Raw genomic sequence first — 23,748 nt, 5'->3', positions numbered from 1 at the left:
CAGAGTCTTAAAGCCTTAGTTTCCTATCATAAGGGTGCACCGGCTAAGACGATAAGAGCTCCTCACTCATTGGTTTGACTTTCATAGCTAGTCTAGTAGGCACTAAGCTACAATGCATACGTGCTGAGGAGCCATTTTGCGCCTTGTTTAAGGTCTATTAGTTAGTTATAAAAGTTAATTTCAAGAGTCTGGAACAAAAAATAGCGTCCCAAGTATATAGAATACTTAGGGCGCTATTTTTGCTGTCTCCAATTACTATAAATAAAATGAATCAGCTTTTCTTTTTTCTTGAAAACACTTCTGGAAAGTTCACGACCAATTTCTATTTCTACTTCTATTGATTCTCATATTGCTGGATAATACTTAGTAGTTGCTGAATCTGCTTTGCATCAGCACCTGCTGCCTCCGCTGCTGAAAGTTCTTCTTTTGCCATCTGAAGTTCCCCTTGATCATAATAAATGATGCCTAACATGTAATGTCCATCTGCTGGACTTAAGGCTATCAGCTGATTACAATACGGGATAGCTTCATCATACTTTCCTTGAATACCTTGAGCTCTAATAAGTGACCATAATGCTATTATTTGATTATCCTCATATCGTGAGTCCATATCTAGTATATCTTTTGCTATTTTTTCTACCTCATCCCATTTTTCCATGTCTTCTAGTTTGTCTAAGGTATTCATGTTACGAATGATTTTACTCTCGCTATTATTAAAGCCATAGGCTATACCCCCTACAGTCAGTACACTAAGTACTAGCACATATAATAGCTTATTAAAATACCAACGCTTTTTCTTAACATTTGAAAGTATGCCTATAGCTAAAAAACCACCTATAAGGCCGCCTAAATGAGCAAAATTATCTATTCCTGTACTTGAGAAACCATAAACTAGATTAATAAGAATAGTAGTAATAATACTACTTCCAAAGTAAACCTTAAATTGAAGTGGTCTTTCTAAACCAAAGTATAATAATATACCCATTAAACCAAATATTGCTCCAGATGCACCTACAGAAGGGCCTGGTACAAATAAAAAGCTACATAGATTTCCTAAAATCCCCGCAATGAGATAGCTTGTGATAAATCTACCTCGTCCATACAGGCGTTCTACTAAAGAACCTATGATATATAGGGAATAGCAGTTAACTAGTAGATGCATCAAACTACCATGTAAGAATATAGGTGTAATGAGTCGCCAATATTCTCCTTCTAAAATCAAATTGTTAACCTTAGCTCCAAATTGAATAATCAGCTGTCCATAACTTATGCCTGATGTTCTTTCATATAAAACCAACGCTAAATACACCAGAATATTAATCGCAATAAGCCCATAGGTAAGCATTGGCTTTTTAACTTGATAGGTGATTTGATAATCTTTCTTCTTGTCCAAAACTAAAGTTTCAATTGATACTTGATCATAAGCTTCTGCTGAATCTTTCTCCACTACATTAGTGATTAATTTTAAAAGTCCTCTATCAGTACTAGGCCTATTAAATAGCTTTTTAACTTCTTTACTGCTTGTATCTACTACAAAGCTTTTAAAAGCCTTGGGTTCTGTTTCGTGATTCCTTTGGCTTTCCTCGATTAGTTTTAGCTTCTCTTCATCTATACCATTTGAAAAAACAAATAAACTATACGCAAAGATTCTGGTCTGTTCCCCCATACGTAATAACGTTCCATCTTTTTGCTCTAATCTCTCATTGATTATATCAATAGAACTATTATCTCCATCAATAATCTGTATATAAGTAATACACTGACTATCTTGCTTAAGGAGAACATTTACACTCGAATCAATGATCACCCTGCCTTCTTCATTTGGTACAAGAATATAATCTTGCTTAACTATTAATCTTTTTATGAGTTTCTCTATAAACGTTTGTTCCATGATTTCCTCTCTTTACTTATTCAATAATCACCATTTATTCCTATCTTCTTATTATATGATAAGTGTCTTTATTTACTATTCTATTATACACACTTTTCTTGTATTTTTAATGAACACTAATGACAACTCCTAACCTTTTGATTGGTTAATGATATGCTTAAATTTACCGCTCTTTGGATGCTGCTTAGGATATTCATCTGAAAGGATGCATGTTACTGTTTTTACACCATGAGTAGCTAAAAAGTCTTTTAACACTTGCACAGCTTTGTCAAATACTTCATTTATATTAACATTTTCTACTGGAATTAAGCGAAGTTCTATTTGATTACCTTCATGAATAACCAACTGAAAGCGCTGTATTCCATGAATTTCCTTTAAAGTAGCATATAGTGCAAGTGGAGGTATTTTTATGATTTGTCCCTCTTCTACAAAAATAGCCACATCATCCATACGCCCCTCTAATGTAAGCCAAGGCATTGGATTACCACACTTGCATTTCTCATGGTGCATTCTAACACGGTCTGTTATCTCATAACGAATGAAAGGCTGTGTATAATTAAATAGATTCGTCATTAAAATTTTATCTGATAATACACCATCTTCTACAGGTTGATTATTCTTATCTACAGGTTCTACAATAACCCAATCTTCATTAATATGAAAATGCTGCTCTGTGCACTCACAAGCTATAGTACCCCCTTCTGTACAAGAATAAGAAGTTTGAACATAACATTTAAAAACCTCACTTAATCGTTCTCTTAATGTATTAGAAAGATATTCTCCTCCTGTCATAATAAGCACTGGCTTAATATGTAATCGACCATTTAATTGTTCTTCTATTAATGCTTCTAATACTGTAGGATATCCTCCAAGCATAGCGGGTTGAAAGCTATTTAATTCTTCTACAATCTGTTTTACAGGTAGTAAGGCGCTAGTGACTGCTATTTGCTTCTTTTTCCAAGGCATAGATAAAAGTCTGGCACGAACAGAACTATTTCCTAAATAAAAACCTCCAGTCGCAAAAACTCCTATTGTCTTTCCTCTGCGACGAAAAAAAGCCTTTAAATCACTTTTTCTCGCAAAAGTTCTCCCTGCATTAATGGCTCCCATCATATTATTAGTTGTTCGATCACACAAGCTCACAAGAGGATTTCCTGTAGAACCACTTGTGGTAAATACTAGATATTCTCCTTGAAACTTACGACCGATGTTATCTAGGTTCTCCATAAATACACGAATATCCTCTAGCTTAACTTTTCTGTCTGTCAGCCACTCATCAAAATGTGCCATAAGCTCGCTCTTATTGACGGGTGGTAAATCTGATAGTGTATAGTCCTCTTCTAAGTCTTTATACAACTGATTATAATAGGGACTATGAGTTCTTGCATAATCTACCATCTCATGTAGTCTTTTATGACGTACTTGACTTTTTTCAGTCTCACTTAGTTTTTGATACTTAGCACATAATCTCATACCCTTTATCAAGCCTATTTTCTTCATCTACTATTCCTCCCCTACAATACCATATAGCATGCAATCTAAATATGCTTTCAGCTCCTTCTTAATTTCACCAGCTTTTGCAAAAAAGTCATCTGGTCGTTCCTTATATAACTCTAAATAGTGGTTCATTACTGCATTAACATACACTAAAAGTGCTGCTGTCACTTTAGGATTTTGTGGTTCTCGTAACTTCAACGTAGATACTGCTCTTGTCATGGTTTTAGCTGATTCTTCTTTTCCCTTTAGAATATAACGCATCAGTAGTTTACTTTTTTCCTCAAATACATCCTTACTCATTTCTCTAGCTGCCATATTCACCATTCTCATTTCCTCTGGAAAAACTAAACACTGGTTAAACTTATGGTCCATAGCCGAGAAAATAATCTCATAAAATGCTTCACCTTTAGTCTCCTTCGTTTTTGTCATAAGCCTCATAAGTGCTTGCTCTAAGCAAACTAAATACAAATCCTTCTTACTTTTGAAGTAGTGAAAAAGTAATCCTTTTGAAATGCCACATTGTTTTGTTATTTGATCTGTACTGGCTTCTTTATAAGGTTTCTGTGAAAATTCTATTATTGCACTTTTTAATATGGCTTCTCTGCGTTGCTCACTTATTTTACTTAGTTGTTCCTCTTTCATCTTTAACCCCTATATCCATTTTTCTGTTTTATGTTTATTTTCTATTAATTATACTTCACATTGACTCATTAGTCAATTTAGTTCATTTAGTTTATTTTATCCAAAAGGGCTGATAAGAAATAACGCTGTTAGCACAGCTTTATTTCTTATCAGCCCTTTTATTTACTTAAGTACTATCTATTAAATTTTCTCATGACCAACAACAAGCGCTAGGTATCCCCACTCCCAAATAATACTTTCAAAGCTATTTTCTAAGTACTCCTTGATATCACTATGGTCATAACCTGTTATTCTTGAAATCACTGTTATATAGTCACGAACCATAGTATAAGTCATTTCCTTACTACCTCCTGATAACCATTTTAAGAAAATCCCTTGCTTAATAACACTATATTCTAAGGTAATCCACTCAAAAGCAATGATTAAATCTTCTAGTGTCATATCAGGCATCAATGAGTTACCAAAAAGTTCAGCTACTAAATAATTTTTGAATAGTTTTTCATAAGGAATTAATTGTGCTTCAAAGTCTTCTAGCTTTTCTAAAAGCTCTTCATCAGAATATTCTTCTTCTAATGACTCTGCTAATACTGAAATCTCTTCTATATAGTTAACGTACAGCTTTTGCTTTCGGTAATTCTCTACAATATCTAAGAAAAGTTCATTTCTTTCAAAAAAGGTATCCATTAAGTCAAATTTCATGTTTCTAATAGCCTCTACTACAGGCTCTAGATATTTTTTTGCTGAATGACTTTTAATCTGTTCCTGCGTTAACTTTTTCTTCGTCTGAAGGTCTAAAAGTGCATAAAATAGCATCATTAAGCGTTCTGGCACCGAATAGCTCTCTTCTTCCATAACTGCTATCAGCATATCACGTACGGCCATTAGTACTTCATCACTTTGTTTGCTGCTTCCTTCTTGCTGAAACTGGAGTTTTCCTTCATTTTCATTTAGCAAATCTACTACTGCTGGGCAACAAGAAGCCAGCGAGTACTCTGTTCTTTCTCCAAATTCATTGATCTGTCTTGGAAAAGTAGTACAGGTATCTGATAAGTACTCGTCCCCTAACTCAATGACTAAATTACAAAGCTTTTTTTGATTTAAAAACGGACATTGCTGATCCTGTTTTAAGGCCACAACATAACCATTTTCATCTTTTTTTACACAGCTACATAACTCAAGAGGTTCCTTATTTTTACCAGCTTCTGTTACTCCTTGTAATTGAACTCCCTGCCATTTTTGATGCGTCTCATCATCTACAGCAATTCGCCATTCCTGGCAGCAAGATAAAGAACACTTGTCTGCAATGCACTTAAACTGATCATAATAATTCACTTTAATTGTATTACTCATGCCATACTCCTTATATCCAGTCGTCTTCGTCTCCGCCTGTAATAGCAAGACTTAAAAGCTTATCCCACATTTCTATGTCTTCACCTTCTATTATTTTAACTAGCTGAGCCTTAGAGGTGATTGCTTCCATGACTTCATCAGGCCCAATCTCAGGGTCAAAATCCTTTTCACAGTAAGGACAATCTATGATTTCTTCTAAGTGCAAAGATAAAAATCTAGTGCCACATTCGCTGCACTCATAGTAGCCACATTTTTTAGTTCCATCTGGTACGTAATACATTACTCTATTTCCTTTCTTTTTTACTACTTTAGCTTTTTGCTACATTTTATCTTATCATAAAGCTATGGTCATTGGTATGAAAACGCTGCGTTCACTAGCATAAATCAGTACTATCATCCGCCCCTAAGCGCACCTAATCCAAATAAAATAAGAGGATGTTTAATAACAACCTCGCTTTTCTACAGTTTTATAGCCCTTTCATATCATTAGGGTTCATAAGCCCAGTAAGTTCTACTATCTAGCGTAACTACAGCCACTACTAGGTCTTTCCTTACTTTCACTTACATAAGCAGCTCTAAATGCTTGGTTAAGTTCAGAAAGTTCTTTTTCTCCATTAATATATGGTTCATAAAAATCATAGCCATATCTGCCCCCACCATCTTCACAACCTAAATCACTATAACCAAGTGCATCTTTTACAATCTGTTCTCTTTGTTCTTTTGTTGTATTTTTAATTAAATATTGCTCCATATTATGCCTCTTTTCATTCATATGCTCTTATTATATCACAGATACTACATTGAACAAATTACACTCTACAATAAATCTTAACAAAGGCCCTTGCTACTTATCATCATAGCAAAGGCCCTTTATTTTTATCTCTTATTCTTAAGTTTATTTTTATTATCCCTTTTATAGCTTTTCTATGGCTTTTTTAAGGGTATACCAAGATAGCACTGCACATTTTACACGCGCTGGCATGGTAGAGATGGACTGGAAGGTCATAGCATCTTCAAGTACAGCTAGCTCTTCTTCTGAGGTAATTTCCTTTTTAATCATTTTAATAAAAGTCTCTGCTAGCTCCATTGCTTCATCTACTGTCTTTCCTTCTAAAAGTTCAATCATCATAGAAGTAGAGGCCTGAGATATAGCACAACCTACACCATGAAATCTCATCTTTGCTACTTTCCCATCTTCAATACAAATATCTAAATGGATATCATCTCCACAAGAAGGGTTATGTCCCCTCTCTCTTATTGTTGCTTCCTCTAACTCTCCCTTATAAGGAGAATACTGACTATGCTCTGCAATTAACTCTGTATAAATCAAATCAAGGTTCAAGTCTCATCACCCTCCTTACTTCTTTTAAGCCTTCTATTAAACGGTCTACATCTGATGAGCTATTATACAAATAAAAGGATGCTCTACAGCAAGCTGGCACATGTAAATAATGCATCAGTGGATGAGCACAATGGTGACCTACTCGAATAGCAATTCCCTGTGCATCTAATATACTTCCTACATCATGTGCATGTATGCCTTCTACATTGAAAGCTACTACTCCCAACTTATCTTCTAAACTGTCTCCTAAAAGCTGAATATAAGGAAGGTCTTGAAGTCTTTTTATTGCATAAGCAGCTATAGCTTGCTCATGGGCTTCTATACGGTCCATTCCTATATCCTTTAAGTAATCTATAGCCGCACCTAGTCCTACAATGCCTTCTACATTGATGGTACCTGCTTCTAATCTAGAAGGAAGGTCTGAAAAAGAAACACTCTGTTCCTCTACATATTCAACCATGCCTCCACCTAATAAAAGAGGCTCTAGCTTTTCTAAATGATTGAGCTTTCCATATAGAACACCTACACCAGTAGGCCCTAACATCTTATGAGCTGAAAAAGCCATAAAGTCCGCATCCAACTCTTTCACATCTACCTTACAATGTGGCACACTTTGTGTCGCATCTACAACGAGAATGGCACCTTGCTCGTGAGCTCTTTTTGCCACTTTTTCTATAGGTATTTTGTAGCCTAGCACATTAGAAACATGTGCTACAGCCACAACCTTAGTCTTATTTGTTATCTTTCTTTCTATTTCTTCTTCAGTAAGCTTTAGGGCATCATTTAAATACATATACTTTAAATGCGCTTTTTTTAGCTTTGCTATACGCTGCCAAGGTAACAGATTGGCATGATGCTCAGAAATAAGTACGACGATTTCATCCCCTTCTTCAATCTGTGTATAGCCTGTCGCAATCATATTTAAACTTTCTGTTGCAGATCTAGTGAAAATAATTTGTTCCTTTGACGCTGCGCCTATAAAATCTCTCACCTTTTCTCTTGTATTTTCCAAGGCTTCATAGGCTCTTTCTGCTAATACATGACCACTTCTTCCTGCATTAGAATACTGATGCAATACATAGGTTCTTGTTTTTTCTAGTACAGCTAGTGGTCTTTGAGTAGTGGCTGCATTATCCAAATAAACTAAGGCTTGTTCATTAATGATTTCACCGAGAATAGGAAAGTCAGTCTTTGGAACCAAAGTTTCTAATGCAAGTTGTTTCATTTTCCTATCCTCCTACTTATTTCATTTGAAATGCTTTCTCTCATTTCCACTTCTTCTATTTCATCTAAAATAGGAGCAAGCTCAGCTTCCACCATGAGACATTTGCTTTGTTCTTCTGATAAACCACGACTCATCAGATAAAATAACTTATCTTTTGAAAGTTTACCAGAAGATGCAGAGTGATTTCCCATAATATCATCCTCATCGCACCAGAGCGCTGGTACTGCATAGGACTTAGCGTTAGGGCTTAATAAAATAGCATCTTCTATCTCAGAACCTTTAGCTCCTTTAGCCCCTTGTTTGAAATATAAATTTCCCTTAAAGTCTTTATGTGCTTCATCTTGAAGTGCTCCTTTTACAATGACATCAGAAATCGTTCGTTTGCCTTTATGGAACACATCATATGCCATCATATGAGTTGTTTGTTCATCTATGAGATAACCTGCTTTTAGTTTACACCTTGAACCATCTCCATTAAGATAGATGGTAATGCTCTCTTTATTTTTACCTTTTCCTAGGTAAAGCGTCGTCAGCTCTAACTTGGCATCATCTTCTAGTTCTACGCTGAGCTTAAAAATAGCCTCTTCTTCTTGGTTAATCTCATTAATCATTGCTAATTTTAAATAGGAACCTCTACCGAGGGTAATATGCTTTTCCTTACCAGACATGTCTTCTTTTATAATGAGTAACTGGCTTTGCTTTGTATAGTCTTCTATATAATTAGATTGTAACTCCGTCATTTCTCCACCTCCTATCCAATAGTTCCCTTCATCTCTAAGTTAATTAGGTTATTCAGTTCGACAGCATAAGCTACTGGCAATTCTTTCGCTATAGGATCTACGAAGCCTCTTACAATGAGTCCTACTGCTTCTTCCTCTGTAAGTCCGCGGCTCATAAGATAAAAAATAGCTTCATCACTGATTTTACCTATTTTTGCTTCATGGGCGATTTCTACATCATCATTTTTAATATCCATAACAGGAACTGTATGAGATGCTGATATATCATCTAGCATTAATGCATCACAATTGACTGATGCTTTAGAACCATATGCCTTAGGTGATATCTTAACCAATCCTCTGTAGGTTGTCTCTCCACCAGCCTTAGAAATAGACCTTGTATGAATAGTCGATTTAGTATGTGGTGCAAGGTGTGCCACCTTTGCTCCTGTATCCAAGTTTTGTCCCTTTGCTGCAAAGGTAATCCCTGTAAAATCACTACTTGCTCCTTCTCCGATTAAGACACTCATAGGGTATAACATAGACACTCTAGAACCAAAAGATCCTGATACCCATTCCATATGGGCATTTTTATGAATCATTGCCCTTTTCGTATTTAAGTTATACATATTTTTGGACCAGTTTTCTATTGTTGAATACCTTAGTCTTGCATTTTCTTTAACATAAAGCTCTACACAGCCTGCATGTAAATTAATAACATTGTGTTTTGGAGCTGAACATCCTTCTATAAAATGTAAACTTGCACCTTCTTCTACGATAATCAGAGTATGTTCAAATTGACCTGCTCCAGGTGCATTCAGTCTAAAATAGGATTGAAGAGGCATATTCACCTGTACGCCTTTAGGGACATATACAAATGAGCCTCCTGAGAAAACTGCCCCATGTAAAGCTGCAAATTTATGATCACTAGGTGGTACACACTTCATAAAATACTCTCTTACAATCTCTTCATAGTCTCTACAAGCTGTTTCGAAATCTGTATAAACAACCCCCTGAGCTTCTAACTCACGTTGAATAGAGTGATAAACTACCTCTGAATCATATTGTGCACCTACACCTGCTAAGCTAGAGGATTCTGCTTCTTGAATACCCAGTCTATCAAAAGTATTAGCTATAGTTTGATCTACATTTTCCCAGTTATCACTTAGCTGTGATTTAGGTCTTACATAAGTTATAATATTATCAATATCTAATTCACTAAGATCTGGTCCCCATGTTGGCACAGGTATGCTATTATAAATAGCCAGTGATTTTAATCTAAAGTCTAGCATCCACTGTGGCTCATTTTTTTCTTTTGAAATAGCTCTAATAACATCTTCAGTCAGCCCTTTTTCAGTTCTGTAACTATATTCATCTTTGTTCTTAATATCATATATGCCTCTTTCGACATCATCTACTACTGTTCTCATAGATTCACACCTTCTTTTTGAAGATATTTACCATATCCATTTGCTTCTATATCTTTAACGATTTCCATACCACCTGTTTTGACAATAGTTCCTGCCACTAATACATGAACATAATCTGGTTTAATCTCTTGAAGCATATGATTATGATGTGTCACGATTAAAAAGGCATTGTTTTCATTAGCTACTTTCAGTATACCTTCTGAAACAATTTTAGTAGCATCTACATCAAGTCCAGAGTCTGTTTCATCTAGCATAGCAAGCTTGGGTTGTAGCATTGCCATCTGAAGAACTTCGCTTTTCTTTTTTTCACCACCTGAAAAGCCTACATTTAAATACCTATCTCTATATTCTTTAGAAATACTAAGCTCCTCCATCTTCTCTTCTAAAGCTTTTCTAAAAGCAACTAATCTTACAGGCTCAGTGCTTCTTGCCATTTTAGCGCTGCGAATAAAGTTCTCTATAGTAACCCCATTGATTTCTTCAGGATATTGAAAAGATAAAAAGATTCCTTTTCTAGCGCGTTCTGTTACTGAAACTTCTTCTAGGCTTTCTCCTTCAAATAAGATTTCTCCACTTGTTACCTCATATTTCGGATGCCCCATAATACTACTTGCTAAGGTAGACTTACCAGCTCCATTAGGTCCCATAATAACGTGAATTTCACCTGGCTTAATCGTTAAATTAAGACCTTTTAAAATTTCTTTTCCTTCTACTTCTACATGTAAATCATTTATTTTAATTAATTCTTCCATTAGAATTTCTCCTTTATCAAATACATTTTAATTCCGAGTAACTTACTATGGATTAATTGTAAGCCAATAATAATTATTAGTCAATATTTTTTATCTTATATTTATGTTTTAATCTTGTTAATCTTTATATTTTTTATACTATGTAATTCGTTGCACACTAAAAGGACCTACTTAAATTCATACATTGTATGATAGATAAGTCGGTCCTTATGAGTTATAAAACCTTACCGACTTATAAGATTTTTTCAAATCCTATAAGCCTTAAGTTCCTTTTGGCCCATCTCCAGCACCATTGTCTGCGTAAGCCTCCGAGTCGAGAATGCTTTGGTTACTTTGATTATTCATCTTTGTTCCCTCCTACATTCAATTTGGTTTGGTTTTACAATACTAGTATGTGCGATTTATGAGAAATTATGTTGTAAAAATTTAACAAATGCCCTTGCTACTCTTAATAATAGCAAGGGCATTTTGTTTTTATCTCTTGCTCTTAAGTTCAATCATATCCCCATATACAGGTGTTGGCATGCCAAATCCACCTGAAACATCTACAATCTGACCAGTTGTATAAGCAGAGTCATCACTTGCAAAGTATAATACTGTTCCTGCAATTTCTTCTGGTAATCCCATACGCTTAATTGGTGTATGTTTTAAGAAGAATTCTTTGAATGCATCTGATAGATTATTATTTACAGCATCTGTTGCAGTCATCCCAGGAAGCACTGCATTGCAACGAATATTGTCTCTTGCACATTGGGTAGCAATAAGCTTTGTTAAATAATTAATAGCAGCTTTACTTGTTCCATAACCAATTTGAGAGATATCTGGGCGAATACCACCAATAGAAGAGATGTTGATAATACTTCCTCCTCCATTTGCTGCCATATGTGGAATAGCTGCTTGTGATGATAAAAATACGCTAGCTAAATTGATATCTACCGTTCCAATAAATTCATTATAATCCGTAGTCTTAATATCTAAATCTACTTTTGGATTAGAGGTTCCAAAGTTATTCACTAATATATCTATTTTCCCTTCTTGGCTAACTACTTCTTCTACCATAGTTTTATAACTTTCTTTTACTGTTGCGTCATTATAAACAACCTTTACCTGATAACCTTCTATATTTAATTCACTTGCAATCTCCTTGGCACGTTCTACATTTCTAGCACCCATATACACAGTAGCGCCTTCTTTTGCCAAACGTTCCACGCAAGCTAATCCAATTCCTCTTGTAGAAGCTGTTACTAATACTACTTTACCTTGTAATCTCATGATGTTTTCCTCCTATACAAGCTATTTTTATGTTCCCCATAAGTTTATATCTCCCATATATAATTATTATAAACGCAATCTTTATTTTAAAGCCTTTTAATATCATAGGAAATTTTGAAATCGTTATTCATGTTATACTAATATACTATCTATTCATTCTGCTTTATTGTTTTATAGAATCAGATATGTGATAATAGATTATTATAAAAAAGATAAAATAAGTAAGTAATTTCCTATGCTTCATGACGTTTTAAATAGCTGCTTAGAAGAAAAATAACCATTTATGGAGGGATATATGAATTATTATCAAGAAAAGGTAGAGAATCAAGGTAATATACCTGCTCAGATTTATATTGGTAATAGCCAATGTATGAATTGTCATTATCCCCTACACTGGCATACCCATTTAGAGTTTAATTTGGTGCTAGAAGGAATAATCAAAGGAGTCATTAACGGCAACTCTGTAACTATTCCTCCAGGAGATATTTTTTTCGTCAATAGTAGTGATTTACATGAAACTGATGCAGTGGATCAAAATCACATGCGGGCTATTACACTTTTACTCTCTTATGATTTACTCAAGGAGTACTGCCCTGATGTAGATACTTATTATTTTAATTGGAGTGGCAATGATACGATTCATCAGCAACTCAAAAAGCTTATTCTAGAGTGTGCCAAACTCTCAGAAAAGAAAGATGCTTACTATGAATTAGAACTCTCTATTGCTCTCAGAAAGCTCTGCCTTATTTTGCTAAAAAATTGTAAGCATAAAAGGCAAGAAAAAAATCTAAGTAAGCCTGAGGTAAAAAGTATGGTAGATATTAGGAAAGTCATTGCCTTTATAGAAAATCATTATGAAGATGATCTTTCGCTATCAGAGATTGCGACTTACATCGGCATGTCTCCTAACTATTTTTCTCGCTTTTTCAAGAACGCTACTAATGAAACCGTACATAGTTATTTAACACACATCAGACTATATCACGCCCATAAAGAACTGCTAAATAGCACTCACTCTATAACAGAGCTTGCTTTAAACAATGGTTTTCCTAATGTAAAAGCCTTTATTGAGGCTTTTAAAAAAGCCTATGGTACAACTCCAAATAAATATAAGAATCAATTTGCCAAAAGATAAGATTTAACCATCTTAAGTAAATAATAAACAATACCCACTTCAAGTTGTGTTGTAAAATGACAATATAAATAATGGAGGTGGGGTTATGCATAAAGATTTAGAGGTAGCCTTTCATAATATGCTAGCGCTCTTGAAAAAGGATATGCGTTGTAAAGGAGGTTGGCATTATGGCTCTATTAGCCGAGGGCAAGATGATATTTATTCTGATTACGATCCAGTTTTTTTGGTAGCAGATAAAGATTTTGAAGCCTTTGCGGCAGACGTTCCCTATTTTCTTAGGGCTGTTTCCGATGAGCTTTTAATCCTTTGGCCAGAGAGCTTTAATGATGCTTCCTTCAAAAATTACTGCAGTGTCATTCGCCTGGGAGATAATCTCCATCAATTAGACTTTTTTATTATTAATCAGGACCACCCAGAAGCTTGGATGTGCAAACAACACTGTAAGGGTTGTACCAAGGAGCATATTCTTTTTGACCAAACAGGGGAGGTAGCTGATTTTCTTGACAAAGGCTATCGCACAGATAACTACATTCCTAACACCCTAAGAGCCATAGATACTTACTGGTTCCATATTGAGATGCTGATTAAATACTTCAAAAGAAATGATATCTTCAAATTAATAAAAAACATCCAAGAGTTCTTATTTCATTCACATGTGGATTTACTACTATCCTACTATGATAACTTAGATTGGGGTGCCTGGGAAAGCAAAGTAAAACACTGTATCCCTAATGAAAAACAAGAACACTTAAAAGCTTATTTTTCTAAAGCAGATCTTTGCAGCCTAGAAGCTGCTGTCAAAAAAAGTATGGTTCTTTTTAAACAAGATGCTGAAGAAATTTGTAGAGCGAAGAGCCTTGAATATCCTACTTTGGCCTCTGAACAAATTATTGCTTACTTTTATAAAAGATTGGCTTCCGATAACTGGAGCTAATCTTCTAGCTTTATCATCTCATAAAACCATCTAATAAAAAACACGAAGAGCAATGACTATTTGATTCATGGCCTTCGTGTTTTTTATTAGACTTTAACACCTTGCAGGAACAAATTCATTTAATCTATTAACTAACTTAAAGTTGCCACCTATATCACCTCTAATGGCTTGTTATCATTATTTGTTCCTTTATACCCCTATTATTCATAAATTGCAAGAAAGGAGGTAATCTTTCCTTCGGGATGGCACGACTCTAGAAGGCCAAACTCTGGATCATAATATTGCTGGTTATACAATAAGACCCAATGTGTATAAGTTGGCATATGTACTGTTAAAATAGCATACTCTGAAGGCATTGGATTCTTCTTTGAAATTCTCACGTTTTTTTCTGCATGTTTAATCTTATAGTAATCAAGGGCCTCGATCAGTTGACCTATTGAGGTTGGTCCTTCTGTCTTCATCACCTTGAAAACTTCCTCAATACTTTTATTTGCAATCATTGCTATACATGCTTGACCACAAGCACATGGATTAGGCTGCATCATTAGTTCCATCTAAATCCTCCTCATTACTGGCATATATTGTACAATGTCTGTATCGCCATCAATCATTGGTTCATTAATCACATACTCCTCCATAAAATGATGACTTCCAAAACAATACTTCTCATTATACTCTATGGATTTAATAAAATTAAACCAAGATTGGCTATTCATTTTATACTTTATGAACCGTTTTAAATATAAACCACCTGTAAATGTTTCCTTTATAAGCTTCTCATCCTTTATTTCAAGCGCTTCTGGAATAGTTAAATATAAGGTATAAAAATACTCCGGTGTTCCTATCTTTTCAAAGTTGTAAAAGGCAAATAGCCTTGTCTCAGCTTTTTGAAACTCAATCCCATTGTTTTTTGCCCAATCAAATAAATATTTTCTTGCTTTATTTTCTGCATTTTTACCTTTTACAGTATAAGAAACACAGGTCAGAGGAGAAAGTAGCTCTTCCGTTTCCTCTGCCTTTAAATCACTACGTAATAGGATAGGCATATATAAATCCACTCCACCAATATGCTCCATGTCTTGTGTAAAACCTAGATGTTCCTCAAGCCATTGTGCCTCCCCATAGACATATTTACTTCCCTCTAACCACTTTTGAAATCTCTGCCAGCCTTTTATAATTGCTTCTCCAAGGCATTCGCCACGCTTAATAGCCGTTACTGCATATAATCCGCCACTCAGCTCTTTAGTCTTTACCTTTTCATCTTCCACTACTAAATCTTCTGGAATAGTAATACACACCTCATAGCCATACTCTTCTCCAGATGCATCCGTATCGGGTGCGTTATAACCAAAGATACGATAATTCCCATTATTAATATCTATATTATTTTTCTTAACCCAGTCCTGCATGACGCTAAAGGCACCATCTTCAGGATTTTTTCCGTAATAGCAATAGTAAGCAACTCTCATAGCTTTCATTTCTTTTAAAACTTTAATATCTGGATACTGCTCTGCAACCTCACTATCTTGTACTTCAAAATACTTGTCCATTACATCAACCCTTTCAAAAACATAATTTTTAATGCTATCCGTATACTTACTAGGTAAAAATCCCGTAATACTCTTAAAGCTTCTAGAAAAGGCATCTACACTATTGTAAGCATATTTTACAGCCACCTCTATGATTTTCTCTTTACCTTGTTTAAGATCACGAGCTGCGCAGGATATTCTGCGACATCGTATGTATTCTTTGGCCTGATAACCTGTAATAGCAAAAAACATCCGGTAAAAATTAGATACTGACATAAAAGCTTCTTTGGCTATATCCTCTATCTTCATCTCTTCTTCTAGAGAAGCTTCAATGTAGTCAATAGCTTTTTGAATCCTTTCATAATAATTCAAGGCTCTCCCCCCTCTTTTGCTAAGTTGATATTATTATAGCAGTTCCCTCTTCCTAACATCCGACTTTTTCTCTAAAAAAACAGCCATAGCCCATCCTCCAGCATGTGCTATGGCTAAAATATTAGGTACTAATCACCAATGGGATCATTGATAAATGTTGCAAAACGGAATTCGTGTCTGTGACCATCACTACACTCAGTTTCATCTTTTAAAAAATGTATATGCCTATTATCTCCAACACATATGTCATTACATGTCGGACCACAGAATTCGTGGTAATGGTTTTCATAAAAGTCCGTACGGAATTTTACAATGTGAAAATGTGTTCCATCTGGATTAAATCTTACCTCACTTGATACCGTTGCAAAACGGTGATTATGTGGGTCATCTGGAATTTCAGCTATTTGTACACTTCCTTGAACTTCGTGTACATGTGTTTGTGGACGTGGATTTTGTGGACATGGTTTTTGCCTACAACTCATGCTTATAACCTCCTTTAGCGTGATTGCTAGTACATTGTATGCCTGTTCACACCAGATGGTTCTTAGCATTAATAAATAATTGGACAAAATTTTTATTACTTTATAACCTCAGCATTTTTTCTATTAACCCACTCCGTAGAAATATCCATTGCAGCACGACAGGCTTTAGTTTGGTCTAAAGCATTAAGCATTACAAAATCATGGATGATCGCCTGAAAACGTATAGCTGTTACACTGACTCCTGCTTCTCGCAGCCTTCTAGCATAAGCTTCTCCCTCATCTCTTAGCACATCTGCTTCTCCATTTAAAACCATGGCATCAGGAAGCTCTTTTAATTCTTCTATAGTTGCTCTTAGAGGTGAGGCTGTTATCTGATTACGATCCTTTTTACTCATTGTATACTGATCCCAGAACCACATCATGCCTGCTCTATACAGATAATAATTTACTGCAAACTTGTAATAGGATTCCGTAGAAAAACAGGCATTTGTAACAGGATAATAGAGGAGCTGCTTATGGATTTTAGGCCCTTTTCTATACTTAGCCATAATCGTCATTATAGTTGCCATATTCCCTCCTACGCTATCTCCAGCAACTGTTAGGGTATCTAATCTAGCATTACAACTCGCTTGTACTAATAAATCTGGTAATAAACACATGACTTCATAGCACTGCTCAATGGCTGTAGGATATTTAGCTTCTGGTGATCGGCTATATTCGGGAAATATGACTATAGACTGTGTACGTGCAGCTAGTTCTCTCACTAATTTATCATGCGTATGAAAACTACCAAATACCCAGCCTGCTCCATGAATATAGTAAATCACATGAGGGCTGCCTACGATATTGTCCGGTATTACACAATAGACATTAATGGTCCCCCAATTGCTTGTTTGAACGGGTATTATTTTAATTTCAGCTGGATACTTATAAACAGGTGCATCCTGGGCACGTTCTAAAACCTCACGCCCCTGCTCTGGAGGAAGCTGAAAAATAAGAGGTGGTTTGGAGCTCTTATCACAAACCAATTCTGCTTCTCTTTCTAAAGGTACTGTTCTCCTCATATATCTATTCTCCTTTACAACTTTTTGGGGCAATCTTCTAAACCTCTTATCTTTGTTGTAAAATCTTAGGTATTTCACTTCCAATATATGATTGAACCTCCAGAAGTTTACTACTTCTTGGCGTATGAATTGATTGCTCTTTTATAACTACTTCATTGGTAATGATTTCTTGACTCTATTTCCCTTTCCACCAATCAGCAGTCAATTCTTTATAATCTATTCTTGCCCAATTAGTAGACGATTGACCCGTCTGTAAGTTTATATTCTGCTTATAACAATACGTCTTGGGCCAAGTACAAAATATGGATTTTTTCTGCAACATGACTTTTGTTAAAAACATCTTGTTGTGAACAATCCATCCATCAGTAGGTATCATTGTAATTTCAACATGTTCTTCTTGTCTTGCTACTTTATATTTACCAGAAAAATACCCCATAGACTCATCCATCTCTATCTTAAAACGACCATTCACCTCTGTATTTTTCATACGTAATAAATCGGGAAAGGCATCTACAAATTTCAATATAAAAATATGTTTTGAGTTCTGGAATCTTAGGGATTCCATCAGCTTCATATCCTCTACTGTTTGATAGGTTGCAATTAATCCCTGTTCATGAATTTCATGATTGTTACAAGGATAGGTCTGTAAAATCACTTCTTGTTTTTTCCCAAACTCAACCAGCTCACAATCATAGCCATATCTAGTAAAATGGCGCATTTGTCCATCTTTGGGAATAGGTACTGGGAATGCATCTGGTGGTATGTCTTTCCCATCGATTTGTATTTTAAGGATAGTATTTTTCTTTCTCACTAAATCAAATTGGTACATAGCAAAGGCTGGAAAGGATACTGGATTTCTTGAAGATACGCCTATTGGTGCTATAAGATCAAAGGTCCTGCTTGGTTTCTTTCCATGTTCCCTTGCAACTACATCTATTAGCCTTCCTTTGTAATCACGAAAACAAAATTCAACTTGAATGCCCTCCTCTGTTAACTGAAAACATCCTCTATCAAAAGTCACTTTACGATAGTGCTTGAGTCCCTTATCGCATACCTCAAACTTTCCAACTTCCTTAATGCATAAACTTTCTTCATCGTATACATCCACATATCTATCATTTCGATAAGCAATGACCCTAAAACCTTTTCCTTCGTTTTCTGTGGCTAGGTACTGTAATTCAAGGCCTGCATAAATTGCTTCTGGATTTTTTTCAAAGTTAAAAAGGATGAGTTTCTTAATAGGTACAATTTCCATGGTAAAAGGTTGGAGAACTTCACCATTCATTATCTTCATATAAATAGCCTCCTAATGACTCTTTTTTTACATTTACTGTATGGTACCGCCTAAATTGTGATTCATCTTCTTAAGTGTTCCTATAGCCATTTTTAATTCTTCCTTACTAATTCCCCTATACATTTCTTGCATAAATTGGTTAGTAGCTGCTAAATTCACTTGTTCTAGCTTTGTCATTTTGTCCGTAGCAACAAGTCTTAGTTTTCTTTTGTCTTTTTCATCTTGTATGATTCGCAAATACCCATTTTGCTCCAATTGTGTTGCCATACGCTTCACATTCTGATAAGAACAGCCAATGAACTCCCCTGTTTCTTTCAAAGTGGGTGCTTCTTCTCCCATTACACTTAATGCAACCATCATAAAATGCTGCTTCATAGTAATGTCCTCAAACTGACTGTCCCCTATTGTTTGAATACGATTGCATAACGCAAAGAGCATCCCATATAACATTAGCTCTTCATCAATTCCTTCTAATTTCAATCTACGCCCTCCTTTTTCAAGAATATATAATATATTATGTATTTTATTTTAAAATATAATATGTTATGTATTTTGTCAAGAAGCAATCAACTATCCTTAGCCGTATTGGCACTATTAATGGTACTTTAAAAATATATTTATGAAGTAAAACTGTTTTTCTCTATAATATGTATGATCTCTTGATTAATCTGTTCTGCAATTTCATGATTAATTCCATGTCCAACACCTTCAAAAAATTTCACACGCATCTTTTTCTCTCTCAGTATAGCTTCTCCACCAAGCTTTTCAAAAGGATTTTCCAGTCCTACAAGGAAAAATGCCTTTGTACGAAGTAACTCTATCTCTTTTTCTGATAAAGAAGATATACTATGATACTTCATAGCCATATTATTAAATCCCTGCATGAGCCAACAAAAATGTTCTAGCAGTAATGGATTCTCTATAAATACCTCTGTATGTTCTCCTGTCATTTTTGATAGCAACTTCTGTACATTCTTTCTGGCCTTTTCACCGTATAAAGCTGCACTAGGTATCCCCCATGAGATACGCCTATCAAAGACGCTTTAGCTAGTCCAAGTCCATTTAAAGTATCATCTATCCACAAAGCATCATCAAATCCTTTTCCGTAAGCTTCTCCAGGCTTGGTTTTTCCAGGCCCTCCAATAGTATCTATACTACATTTCTTTATTTTCTACGCATAAGTTCAAACCAGAATTTTACTCCTCCATCTGTGTTGGTGGCTCCATAGGGCATTTTATGAAGTTCTAATACGTTACGTACAATAGATAGTCCAAGACCTGTCCCTCTTTCACATCTTTCTTTTTCCTTATCTCCTTTATAAAAAGCGTCCCAAATTAGAGGAAGCTGATTTTCTGGAATAGGCTCTCCTTCATTTTCAATGACTACTCTTCCTTTTTCAATTGAGATTTGAATCTTTCCGCCCTCTGGTGTATGTATAAGTGCATTGATTACTAGATTATTGATTACTTGCATCATTCTTTTGTAGTCTGCTACAATCTCCCACTCCTGATCAGCAGTAAAAGTTACTTCTAATTCCTGATTTTCAAAAAGTCTTTCTTTATTTTTTAAGACCTCTTGGATAAGGGTATTCAGACAAAATGTTTCTTCCTTCAATGTATAGGCCTTTGATTCTAGCTTTGATAAGTCCAGCATTTCTAGTATAAGCTCATCCATCTTGGCAGTCTCATCTATGATGACTTCTAGATAATGATCTCTTTTTTCTTCTGAAATATGCTCCTTTAACCCTTCACTATAAGTACGAATAATGCCTAAAGGTGTTTTTAACTCATGACCAATAGTGTCTGTAAGCTCTCTTCTATTCTTCTCTAAGAGTGTCTGCTTTTCATAAGTTTTCCATAATCCCCTAGATAAAATAACTACTAACAAGAATATCATCAGTAAAGAAAAACCATATACGGGTATCAAATCACTTATAGCTGCTTCCCATGGATAGCTCATGGTATTAATGACTAAATAGTAGTTCTCACCATCTACATTTAGATACTGGGTGGTATACATCTTCTCCGTATAAAAGTCACTTTCTGATGACAATGCTGTGATATGTTTTCTAGCTTCTTGTATATGATCTTCGATAAGTACTGGTGTACATGCTTCAAATCTCCTTAAGTTTCTTTTGCTTCTATTTTTGTTCATAACAGAGGTACTATCTCCTAAGTTCAAAAAACCTTCATTCAACATACTTTCAATTAAGAACCTACAATGTTCTACTTCATACCTTTGTAATCCCTGCACATCTTCTACTTTGAAAATGTATTCTTCGATAAGCTCACTCTTCATTAAGGTAGCGTCACTTTTACTTGTGGGTCTCCACTTTTCTTTAAAAACAGTTATTTTTTCAGGAATGATTTCCTCCTTATTTTCATAGCCTGACACAGCTAGACTGTACTTCAAGGTATCGCTTTCTGTTTGGCTTAATTCAAACAAATAAGTAATCTGTTCAGTGCTAAGATATTTATCCATATCAAGTAGAAGATATGAAGTATGATATGTTTGTTTACCAAGATTACTTCGTCCTACAAAAGTAGATTTAGGACAAACTATAAAATTTCCTGTTTTCGCTATACACTCTCCTCTTTCTGTATAAAGTGTAGCTCTTATATAATTCTCATCAGTAGAAAATGTATCTCGTGACATTGTCCATAGATAACTTAAAGGTGTATCCGAACTTTGCTCTGTAGCATTGAATTCTGCAGAATAACGCATCCACTCTTTTATAGAACCAGTAAAGTTAGCTCTTATACTTTCAGCATTGTTCTTACTACTTTGATACTGAACGAGTGTGAATATTCCCATAATACCTATATAAAAAGCAAAAAAAGCCGCAAATACTCTTAAAAGTATTTTCCGAAAGCTCATCTTATTTTTCATTGGTTGCCACCTCCAGCTTATAGCCCACTTTCATGATTGTACGAATAGCCTTGCCACTTTTACCCAATGCTTTTCTAAGTTTTTTTACATGAGTATCTATCACCCTATCATTCCCTTCAAAGTCATACCCCCACAACCTTACGATAAGCTGGTCTCTTGTAATGACTTGACTTTTATTTCTCATGAAATAAACAAGCATCCTATACTCCATAGGAGCTAGCTTGATTTCTTCCCCTCCTACAGTCACCTCTAATTTCTTGCAATCTATACAAATATCATTAACCTTCAGCTTGTCCTCAATAATGGTTCCTTTTGCCCTCTTAATAAGAGAAATAACTTTAGCATATAATACCCCTAAAGAAAAAGGCTTTGTCACATAATCATCTGCCCCTAACTCATACCCGTAGAGCTGATCTTCTTCATCAGATTTTGCTGTAATAAAAATAATGGGGGTTTCATACCGAAGGCGTACCTCTTTACATACTGTAAAACCATCTATTCCTGACATCATCACATCTAGTAAGATTAAATCAAAGCTTTCTTTTTCTAAAATACTCAGCGCTTCTCTCCCCTGATTCACGCAGATAACCTTACAGTCTTTAACTTGAAAGTAATCACTGATTATCTCCTGCATTCTCTTTTCATCTTCTACTAATAATATTTTATCCATTTCTGTCCTCCCCTTTTCCCTCTCATAATAGTAGCATAATCTGTCTTTTTTATGACTTTTTGTATGTAAAATACATTGTTATAAAAATCCCCAACCAAGTGCTACTAGTACTTGGTTGGGGATTTTTATTTTTTATTCAAATTATGCCTTTATCGCCCATCTCATTTTCGTTGAGCGAGCGCGACCATTCATATTACACTCTTCTGCTGATGGTCTGATAATCTCAGTAGCAATTTCACTATAAACCCCTTCACGGAGTAATCTTTTAAAGGATTTTTTGACAAGTCTATCTTCTCCTGAATGGAACGTTAGTATGGCAACACGTCCTCCTTTGGCAAGAACATTAGGAAGCTTTTCTAAAAATTCTTCTAGCACTTCAAACTCACTATTAACATCAATTCGTAATGCTTGGAACGTTCTTTGACATGATTTCTTAATCGCTTCTTTTCGTTTATCTTCTGGAATAAATTCAAGAGCTTCTCCTATAACTTGTTGAAGCTTAGTCGTCGTAGAAATATAATCTTTTTTTCTTATTCTAGAAATAATAGCCGCAGATATCTCCTTGGCATAGGGTTCATCCGAATTTTCAATTAGCATACCTTCTAATTCTTTTTGTGTCATATCTTTTAAACGTTCAGCTGCCGATATACCTTTCTCAGGATTCAATCGTAAATCCAATGGCCCTTCATATTTAAATGAAAAACCTCTGTCTGGATTATCAATTTGCATTGAAGAGACACCTAAATCCGCTAACATAAAATCAAATAAGCCATTTTCTGCAGCCACTTGATCAATATCCCGAAAGTTCAGCTGCTTAATTGTTAATATTTCCTCTCCATACCCTAAATCTTCTAATCGTTTTTTTGTTTTTACTATTTCAATAGGATCTACATCCAAGGCATACATATGTCCCTTAGCTTCTAAGCATTTTAACATTTCTAAAGTATGACCGCCATATCCAAGGGTTGCATCTAAACCAGTTTGCCCCGGTTTTATTTGTAAAAATTCTAGTATTTCTTTAACACATATAGATAGATGCATACCAGCAGGTGTACTTCCTTTTTTGATTACCTTCTCAATCGTATCTCCATATTTTTCAGGCTGAAGTTCTTTGTATTTTTCTTTATAATTTTTGGGATGAGTTCCTTTATATCTCACACGTCGTTTGTGCTTTTGCTCTTGATTATCCATGGATTTCCTCGTAACTTTCCTCGTTTTAGTTGTTTTGACTATTTTCCAATATTAAATCTTATATATCT

At 35.1% G+C, this 23,748-nt stretch carries 24 protein-coding genes; 2 read left to right on the top strand and 22 right to left on the bottom strand.

Annotated features, from left to right (window positions below):
- Positions 1-334: 334 nt before the first annotated feature.
- From QTL86_RS00480 to QTL86_RS00425, 12 genes are all read right to left on the bottom strand, one after another.
- A complete protein-coding gene (locus QTL86_RS00480; RefSeq protein WP_410496179.1) occupies positions 335-1,891 on the bottom strand; it encodes a rhomboid family intramembrane serine protease in 1,557 nt (518 codons plus the stop codon).
- A 129-nt stretch (positions 1,892-2,020) separates the two neighbouring features.
- Complete coding sequence (locus QTL86_RS00475) at positions 2,021-3,391, bottom strand: phenylacetate--CoA ligase family protein (RefSeq protein WP_410496178.1); 1,371 nt, start codon at positions 3,389-3,391, stop codon at positions 2,021-2,023.
- Between the two features lie 3 nt (positions 3,392-3,394).
- A complete protein-coding gene (locus tag QTL86_RS00470; protein WP_410496177.1) occupies positions 3,395-4,030 on the bottom strand; it encodes a TetR/AcrR family transcriptional regulator in 636 nt (211 codons plus the stop codon).
- A gap of 180 nt (positions 4,031-4,210) precedes the next feature.
- Positions 4,211-5,380, bottom strand: a complete 1,170-nt coding sequence (fliB, locus tag QTL86_RS00465; RefSeq protein WP_410496176.1) for a flagellin lysine-N-methylase — start codon at positions 5,378-5,380, stop codon at positions 4,211-4,213.
- Between the two features lie 10 nt (positions 5,381-5,390).
- The gene (locus tag QTL86_RS00460) at positions 5,391-5,660 is read right to left on the bottom strand and encodes a hypothetical protein (RefSeq protein ID WP_410496175.1); all 270 of its coding nucleotides are present in this window, start codon (positions 5,658-5,660) and stop codon (positions 5,391-5,393) included.
- A 234-nt stretch (positions 5,661-5,894) separates the two neighbouring features.
- The gene (locus tag QTL86_RS00455) at positions 5,895-6,131 is read right to left on the bottom strand and encodes a purine biosynthesis protein PurH (RefSeq protein ID WP_127067555.1); all 237 of its coding nucleotides are present in this window, start codon (positions 6,129-6,131) and stop codon (positions 5,895-5,897) included.
- 162 nt (positions 6,132-6,293) lie between these two features.
- Positions 6,294-6,722: a Fe-S cluster assembly sulfur transfer protein SufU gene (sufU, locus tag QTL86_RS00450; protein ID WP_013658253.1), complete on the bottom strand. Its 429-nt coding sequence runs from the start codon at positions 6,720-6,722 to the stop codon at positions 6,294-6,296.
- On the bottom strand, positions 6,712-7,947 hold the full coding sequence (locus QTL86_RS00445) for an aminotransferase class V-fold PLP-dependent enzyme (protein ID WP_410496174.1): 1,236 nt from the start codon (positions 7,945-7,947) through the stop codon (positions 6,712-6,714). The genes sufU and QTL86_RS00445 overlap by 11 nt, the downstream gene beginning before the upstream one ends.
- Positions 7,944-8,687 (bottom strand): SufB/SufD family protein, encoded by a 744-nt coding sequence (locus QTL86_RS00440; protein ID WP_013658255.1) that lies wholly within the window; start codon positions 8,685-8,687, stop codon positions 7,944-7,946. Before QTL86_RS00440 ends, QTL86_RS00445 begins: the two co-directional genes overlap by 4 nt.
- 11 nt (positions 8,688-8,698) lie before the next feature.
- Positions 8,699-10,096: a Fe-S cluster assembly protein SufB gene (gene sufB / locus QTL86_RS00435; protein WP_013658256.1), complete on the bottom strand. Its 1,398-nt coding sequence runs from the start codon at positions 10,094-10,096 to the stop codon at positions 8,699-8,701.
- A complete protein-coding gene (gene sufC, locus QTL86_RS00430; protein ID WP_013658257.1) occupies positions 10,093-10,848 on the bottom strand; it encodes a Fe-S cluster assembly ATPase SufC in 756 nt (251 codons plus the stop codon). The genes sufB and sufC overlap by 4 nt, the downstream gene beginning before the upstream one ends.
- A 474-nt stretch (positions 10,849-11,322) precedes the next feature.
- Entirely contained in the window at positions 11,323-12,120 is a 798-nt protein-coding gene (locus QTL86_RS00425) for an SDR family NAD(P)-dependent oxidoreductase (RefSeq protein WP_013658258.1), read from the bottom strand.
- 295 nt (positions 12,121-12,415) lie between these two features.
- Between QTL86_RS00425 and QTL86_RS00420 the strand changes: the two genes are divergently transcribed.
- Together QTL86_RS00420 and QTL86_RS00415 are read left to right on the top strand one after the other, a co-directional pair.
- Positions 12,416-13,255 (top strand): helix-turn-helix domain-containing protein, encoded by an 840-nt coding sequence (locus QTL86_RS00420; protein WP_410496173.1) that lies wholly within the window; start codon positions 12,416-12,418, stop codon positions 13,253-13,255.
- Between the two features lie 85 nt (positions 13,256-13,340).
- Complete coding sequence (locus QTL86_RS00415) at positions 13,341-14,189, top strand: aminoglycoside 6-adenylyltransferase (protein WP_410496172.1); 849 nt, start codon at positions 13,341-13,343, stop codon at positions 14,187-14,189.
- 200 nt (positions 14,190-14,389) lie between these two features.
- Here QTL86_RS00415 and QTL86_RS00410 read toward each other — a convergent pair whose 3' ends face one another.
- The 10 genes from QTL86_RS00410 to rsmH all read right to left on the bottom strand — a co-directional run bounded on the left by QTL86_RS00410 (position 14,390) and on the right by rsmH (position 23,680).
- Positions 14,390-14,743, bottom strand: a complete 354-nt coding sequence (locus QTL86_RS00410; protein ID WP_127067561.1) for a hypothetical protein — start codon at positions 14,741-14,743, stop codon at positions 14,390-14,392.
- The gene (locus QTL86_RS00405; RefSeq protein ID WP_410496171.1) at positions 14,744-16,090 is read right to left on the bottom strand and encodes a GyrI-like domain-containing protein; all 1,347 of its coding nucleotides are present in this window, start codon (positions 16,088-16,090) and stop codon (positions 14,744-14,746) included. It abuts the gene before it with no gap.
- A gap of 128 nt (positions 16,091-16,218) precedes the next feature.
- Positions 16,219-16,572, bottom strand: a complete 354-nt coding sequence (locus QTL86_RS00400) for a YmaF family protein (protein WP_410496170.1) — start codon at positions 16,570-16,572, stop codon at positions 16,219-16,221.
- A gap of 95 nt (positions 16,573-16,667) precedes the next feature.
- Entirely contained in the window at positions 16,668-17,636 is a 969-nt protein-coding gene (locus QTL86_RS00395) for an alpha/beta hydrolase (protein ID WP_410496169.1), read from the bottom strand.
- A 175-nt stretch (positions 17,637-17,811) separates the two neighbouring features.
- Positions 17,812-18,930, bottom strand: a complete 1,119-nt coding sequence (locus QTL86_RS00390; RefSeq protein ID WP_410496168.1) for a hypothetical protein — start codon at positions 18,928-18,930, stop codon at positions 17,812-17,814.
- Positions 18,931-18,963: 33 nt separating this feature from the next.
- Positions 18,964-19,410 (bottom strand): MarR family winged helix-turn-helix transcriptional regulator, encoded by a 447-nt coding sequence (locus tag QTL86_RS00385; protein ID WP_410496167.1) that lies wholly within the window; start codon positions 19,408-19,410, stop codon positions 18,964-18,966.
- Positions 19,411-19,547: 137 nt separating this feature from the next.
- A complete protein-coding gene (locus tag QTL86_RS00380; protein WP_410496166.1) occupies positions 19,548-19,880 on the bottom strand; it encodes a hypothetical protein in 333 nt (110 codons plus the stop codon).
- A gap of 214 nt (positions 19,881-20,094) precedes the next feature.
- A complete protein-coding gene (locus QTL86_RS00375) occupies positions 20,095-21,819 on the bottom strand; it encodes a sensor histidine kinase (RefSeq protein WP_410496165.1) in 1,725 nt (574 codons plus the stop codon).
- Complete coding sequence (locus QTL86_RS00370; RefSeq protein WP_410496164.1) at positions 21,809-22,489, bottom strand: response regulator transcription factor; 681 nt, start codon at positions 22,487-22,489, stop codon at positions 21,809-21,811. Before QTL86_RS00370 ends, QTL86_RS00375 begins: the two co-directional genes overlap by 11 nt.
- Before the next feature lie 141 nt (positions 22,490-22,630).
- Positions 22,631-23,680, bottom strand: a complete 1,050-nt coding sequence (rsmH, locus tag QTL86_RS00365; protein ID WP_410496163.1) for a 16S rRNA (cytosine(1402)-N(4))-methyltransferase RsmH — start codon at positions 23,678-23,680, stop codon at positions 22,631-22,633.
- Positions 23,681-23,748: the final 68 nt, after the last annotated feature.

This window comes from Cellulosilyticum sp. ST5, assembly GCF_046529625.1.
GTDB lineage: Bacteria > Bacillota > Clostridia > Lachnospirales > Cellulosilyticaceae > Cellulosilyticum > Cellulosilyticum lentocellum.
This window is presented reverse-complemented; position numbering and strand designations above follow the sequence as displayed.

Excerpts from the sequence above, each read along its gene's own strand:
- QTL86_RS00480 (WP_410496179.1), bottom strand. The coding sequence starts at position 1,891 with ATGGAACAAACGTTTATAGAGAAACTCATAAAAAGATTAATAGTTAAG.
- QTL86_RS00475 (WP_410496178.1), bottom strand. The coding sequence starts at position 3,391 with ATGAAGAAAATAGGCTTGATAAAGGGTATGAGATTATGTGCTAAGTAT.
- QTL86_RS00470 (WP_410496177.1), bottom strand. The coding sequence starts at position 4,030 with ATGAAAGAGGAACAACTAAGTAAAATAAGTGAGCAACGCAGAGAAGCC.
- fliB (WP_410496176.1), bottom strand. The coding sequence starts at position 5,380 with ATGAGTAATACAATTAAAGTGAATTATTATGATCAGTTTAAGTGCATT.
- QTL86_RS00460 (WP_410496175.1), bottom strand. The coding sequence starts at position 5,660 with ATGTATTACGTACCAGATGGAACTAAAAAATGTGGCTACTATGAGTGC.
- QTL86_RS00455 (WP_127067555.1), bottom strand. The coding sequence starts at position 6,131 with ATGGAGCAATATTTAATTAAAAATACAACAAAAGAACAAAGAGAACAG.
- QTL86_RS00445 (WP_410496174.1), bottom strand. The coding sequence starts at position 7,947 with ATGAAACAACTTGCATTAGAAACTTTGGTTCCAAAGACTGACTTTCCT.
- QTL86_RS00440 (WP_013658255.1), bottom strand. The coding sequence starts at position 8,687 with ATGACGGAGTTACAATCTAATTATATAGAAGACTATACAAAGCAAAGC.
- sufB (WP_013658256.1), bottom strand. The coding sequence starts at position 10,096 with ATGAGAACAGTAGTAGATGATGTCGAAAGAGGCATATATGATATTAAG.
- sufC (WP_013658257.1), bottom strand. The coding sequence starts at position 10,848 with ATGGAAGAATTAATTAAAATAAATGATTTACATGTAGAAGTAGAAGGA.
- QTL86_RS00425 (WP_013658258.1), bottom strand. The coding sequence starts at position 12,120 with ATGAGATTACAAGGTAAAGTAGTATTAGTAACAGCTTCTACAAGAGGA.
- QTL86_RS00420 (WP_410496173.1), top strand. The coding sequence starts at position 12,416 with ATGAATTATTATCAAGAAAAGGTAGAGAATCAAGGTAATATACCTGCT.
- QTL86_RS00415 (WP_410496172.1), top strand. The coding sequence starts at position 13,341 with ATGCATAAAGATTTAGAGGTAGCCTTTCATAATATGCTAGCGCTCTTG.
- QTL86_RS00410 (WP_127067561.1), bottom strand. The coding sequence starts at position 14,743 with ATGGAACTAATGATGCAGCCTAATCCATGTGCTTGTGGTCAAGCATGT.
- QTL86_RS00400 (WP_410496170.1), bottom strand. The coding sequence starts at position 16,572 with ATGAGTTGTAGGCAAAAACCATGTCCACAAAATCCACGTCCACAAACA.
- QTL86_RS00395 (WP_410496169.1), bottom strand. The coding sequence starts at position 17,636 with ATGAGGAGAACAGTACCTTTAGAAAGAGAAGCAGAATTGGTTTGTGAT.
- QTL86_RS00390 (WP_410496168.1), bottom strand. The coding sequence starts at position 18,930 with ATGAAGATAATGAATGGTGAAGTTCTCCAACCTTTTACCATGGAAATT.
- QTL86_RS00380 (WP_410496166.1), bottom strand. The coding sequence starts at position 19,880 with ATGACAGGAGAACATACAGAGGTATTTATAGAGAATCCATTACTGCTA.
- QTL86_RS00375 (WP_410496165.1), bottom strand. The coding sequence starts at position 21,819 with ATGAAAAATAAGATGAGCTTTCGGAAAATACTTTTAAGAGTATTTGCG.
- QTL86_RS00370 (WP_410496164.1), bottom strand. The coding sequence starts at position 22,489 with ATGGATAAAATATTATTAGTAGAAGATGAAAAGAGAATGCAGGAGATA.
- rsmH (WP_410496163.1), bottom strand. The coding sequence starts at position 23,680 with ATGGATAATCAAGAGCAAAAGCACAAACGACGTGTGAGATATAAAGGA.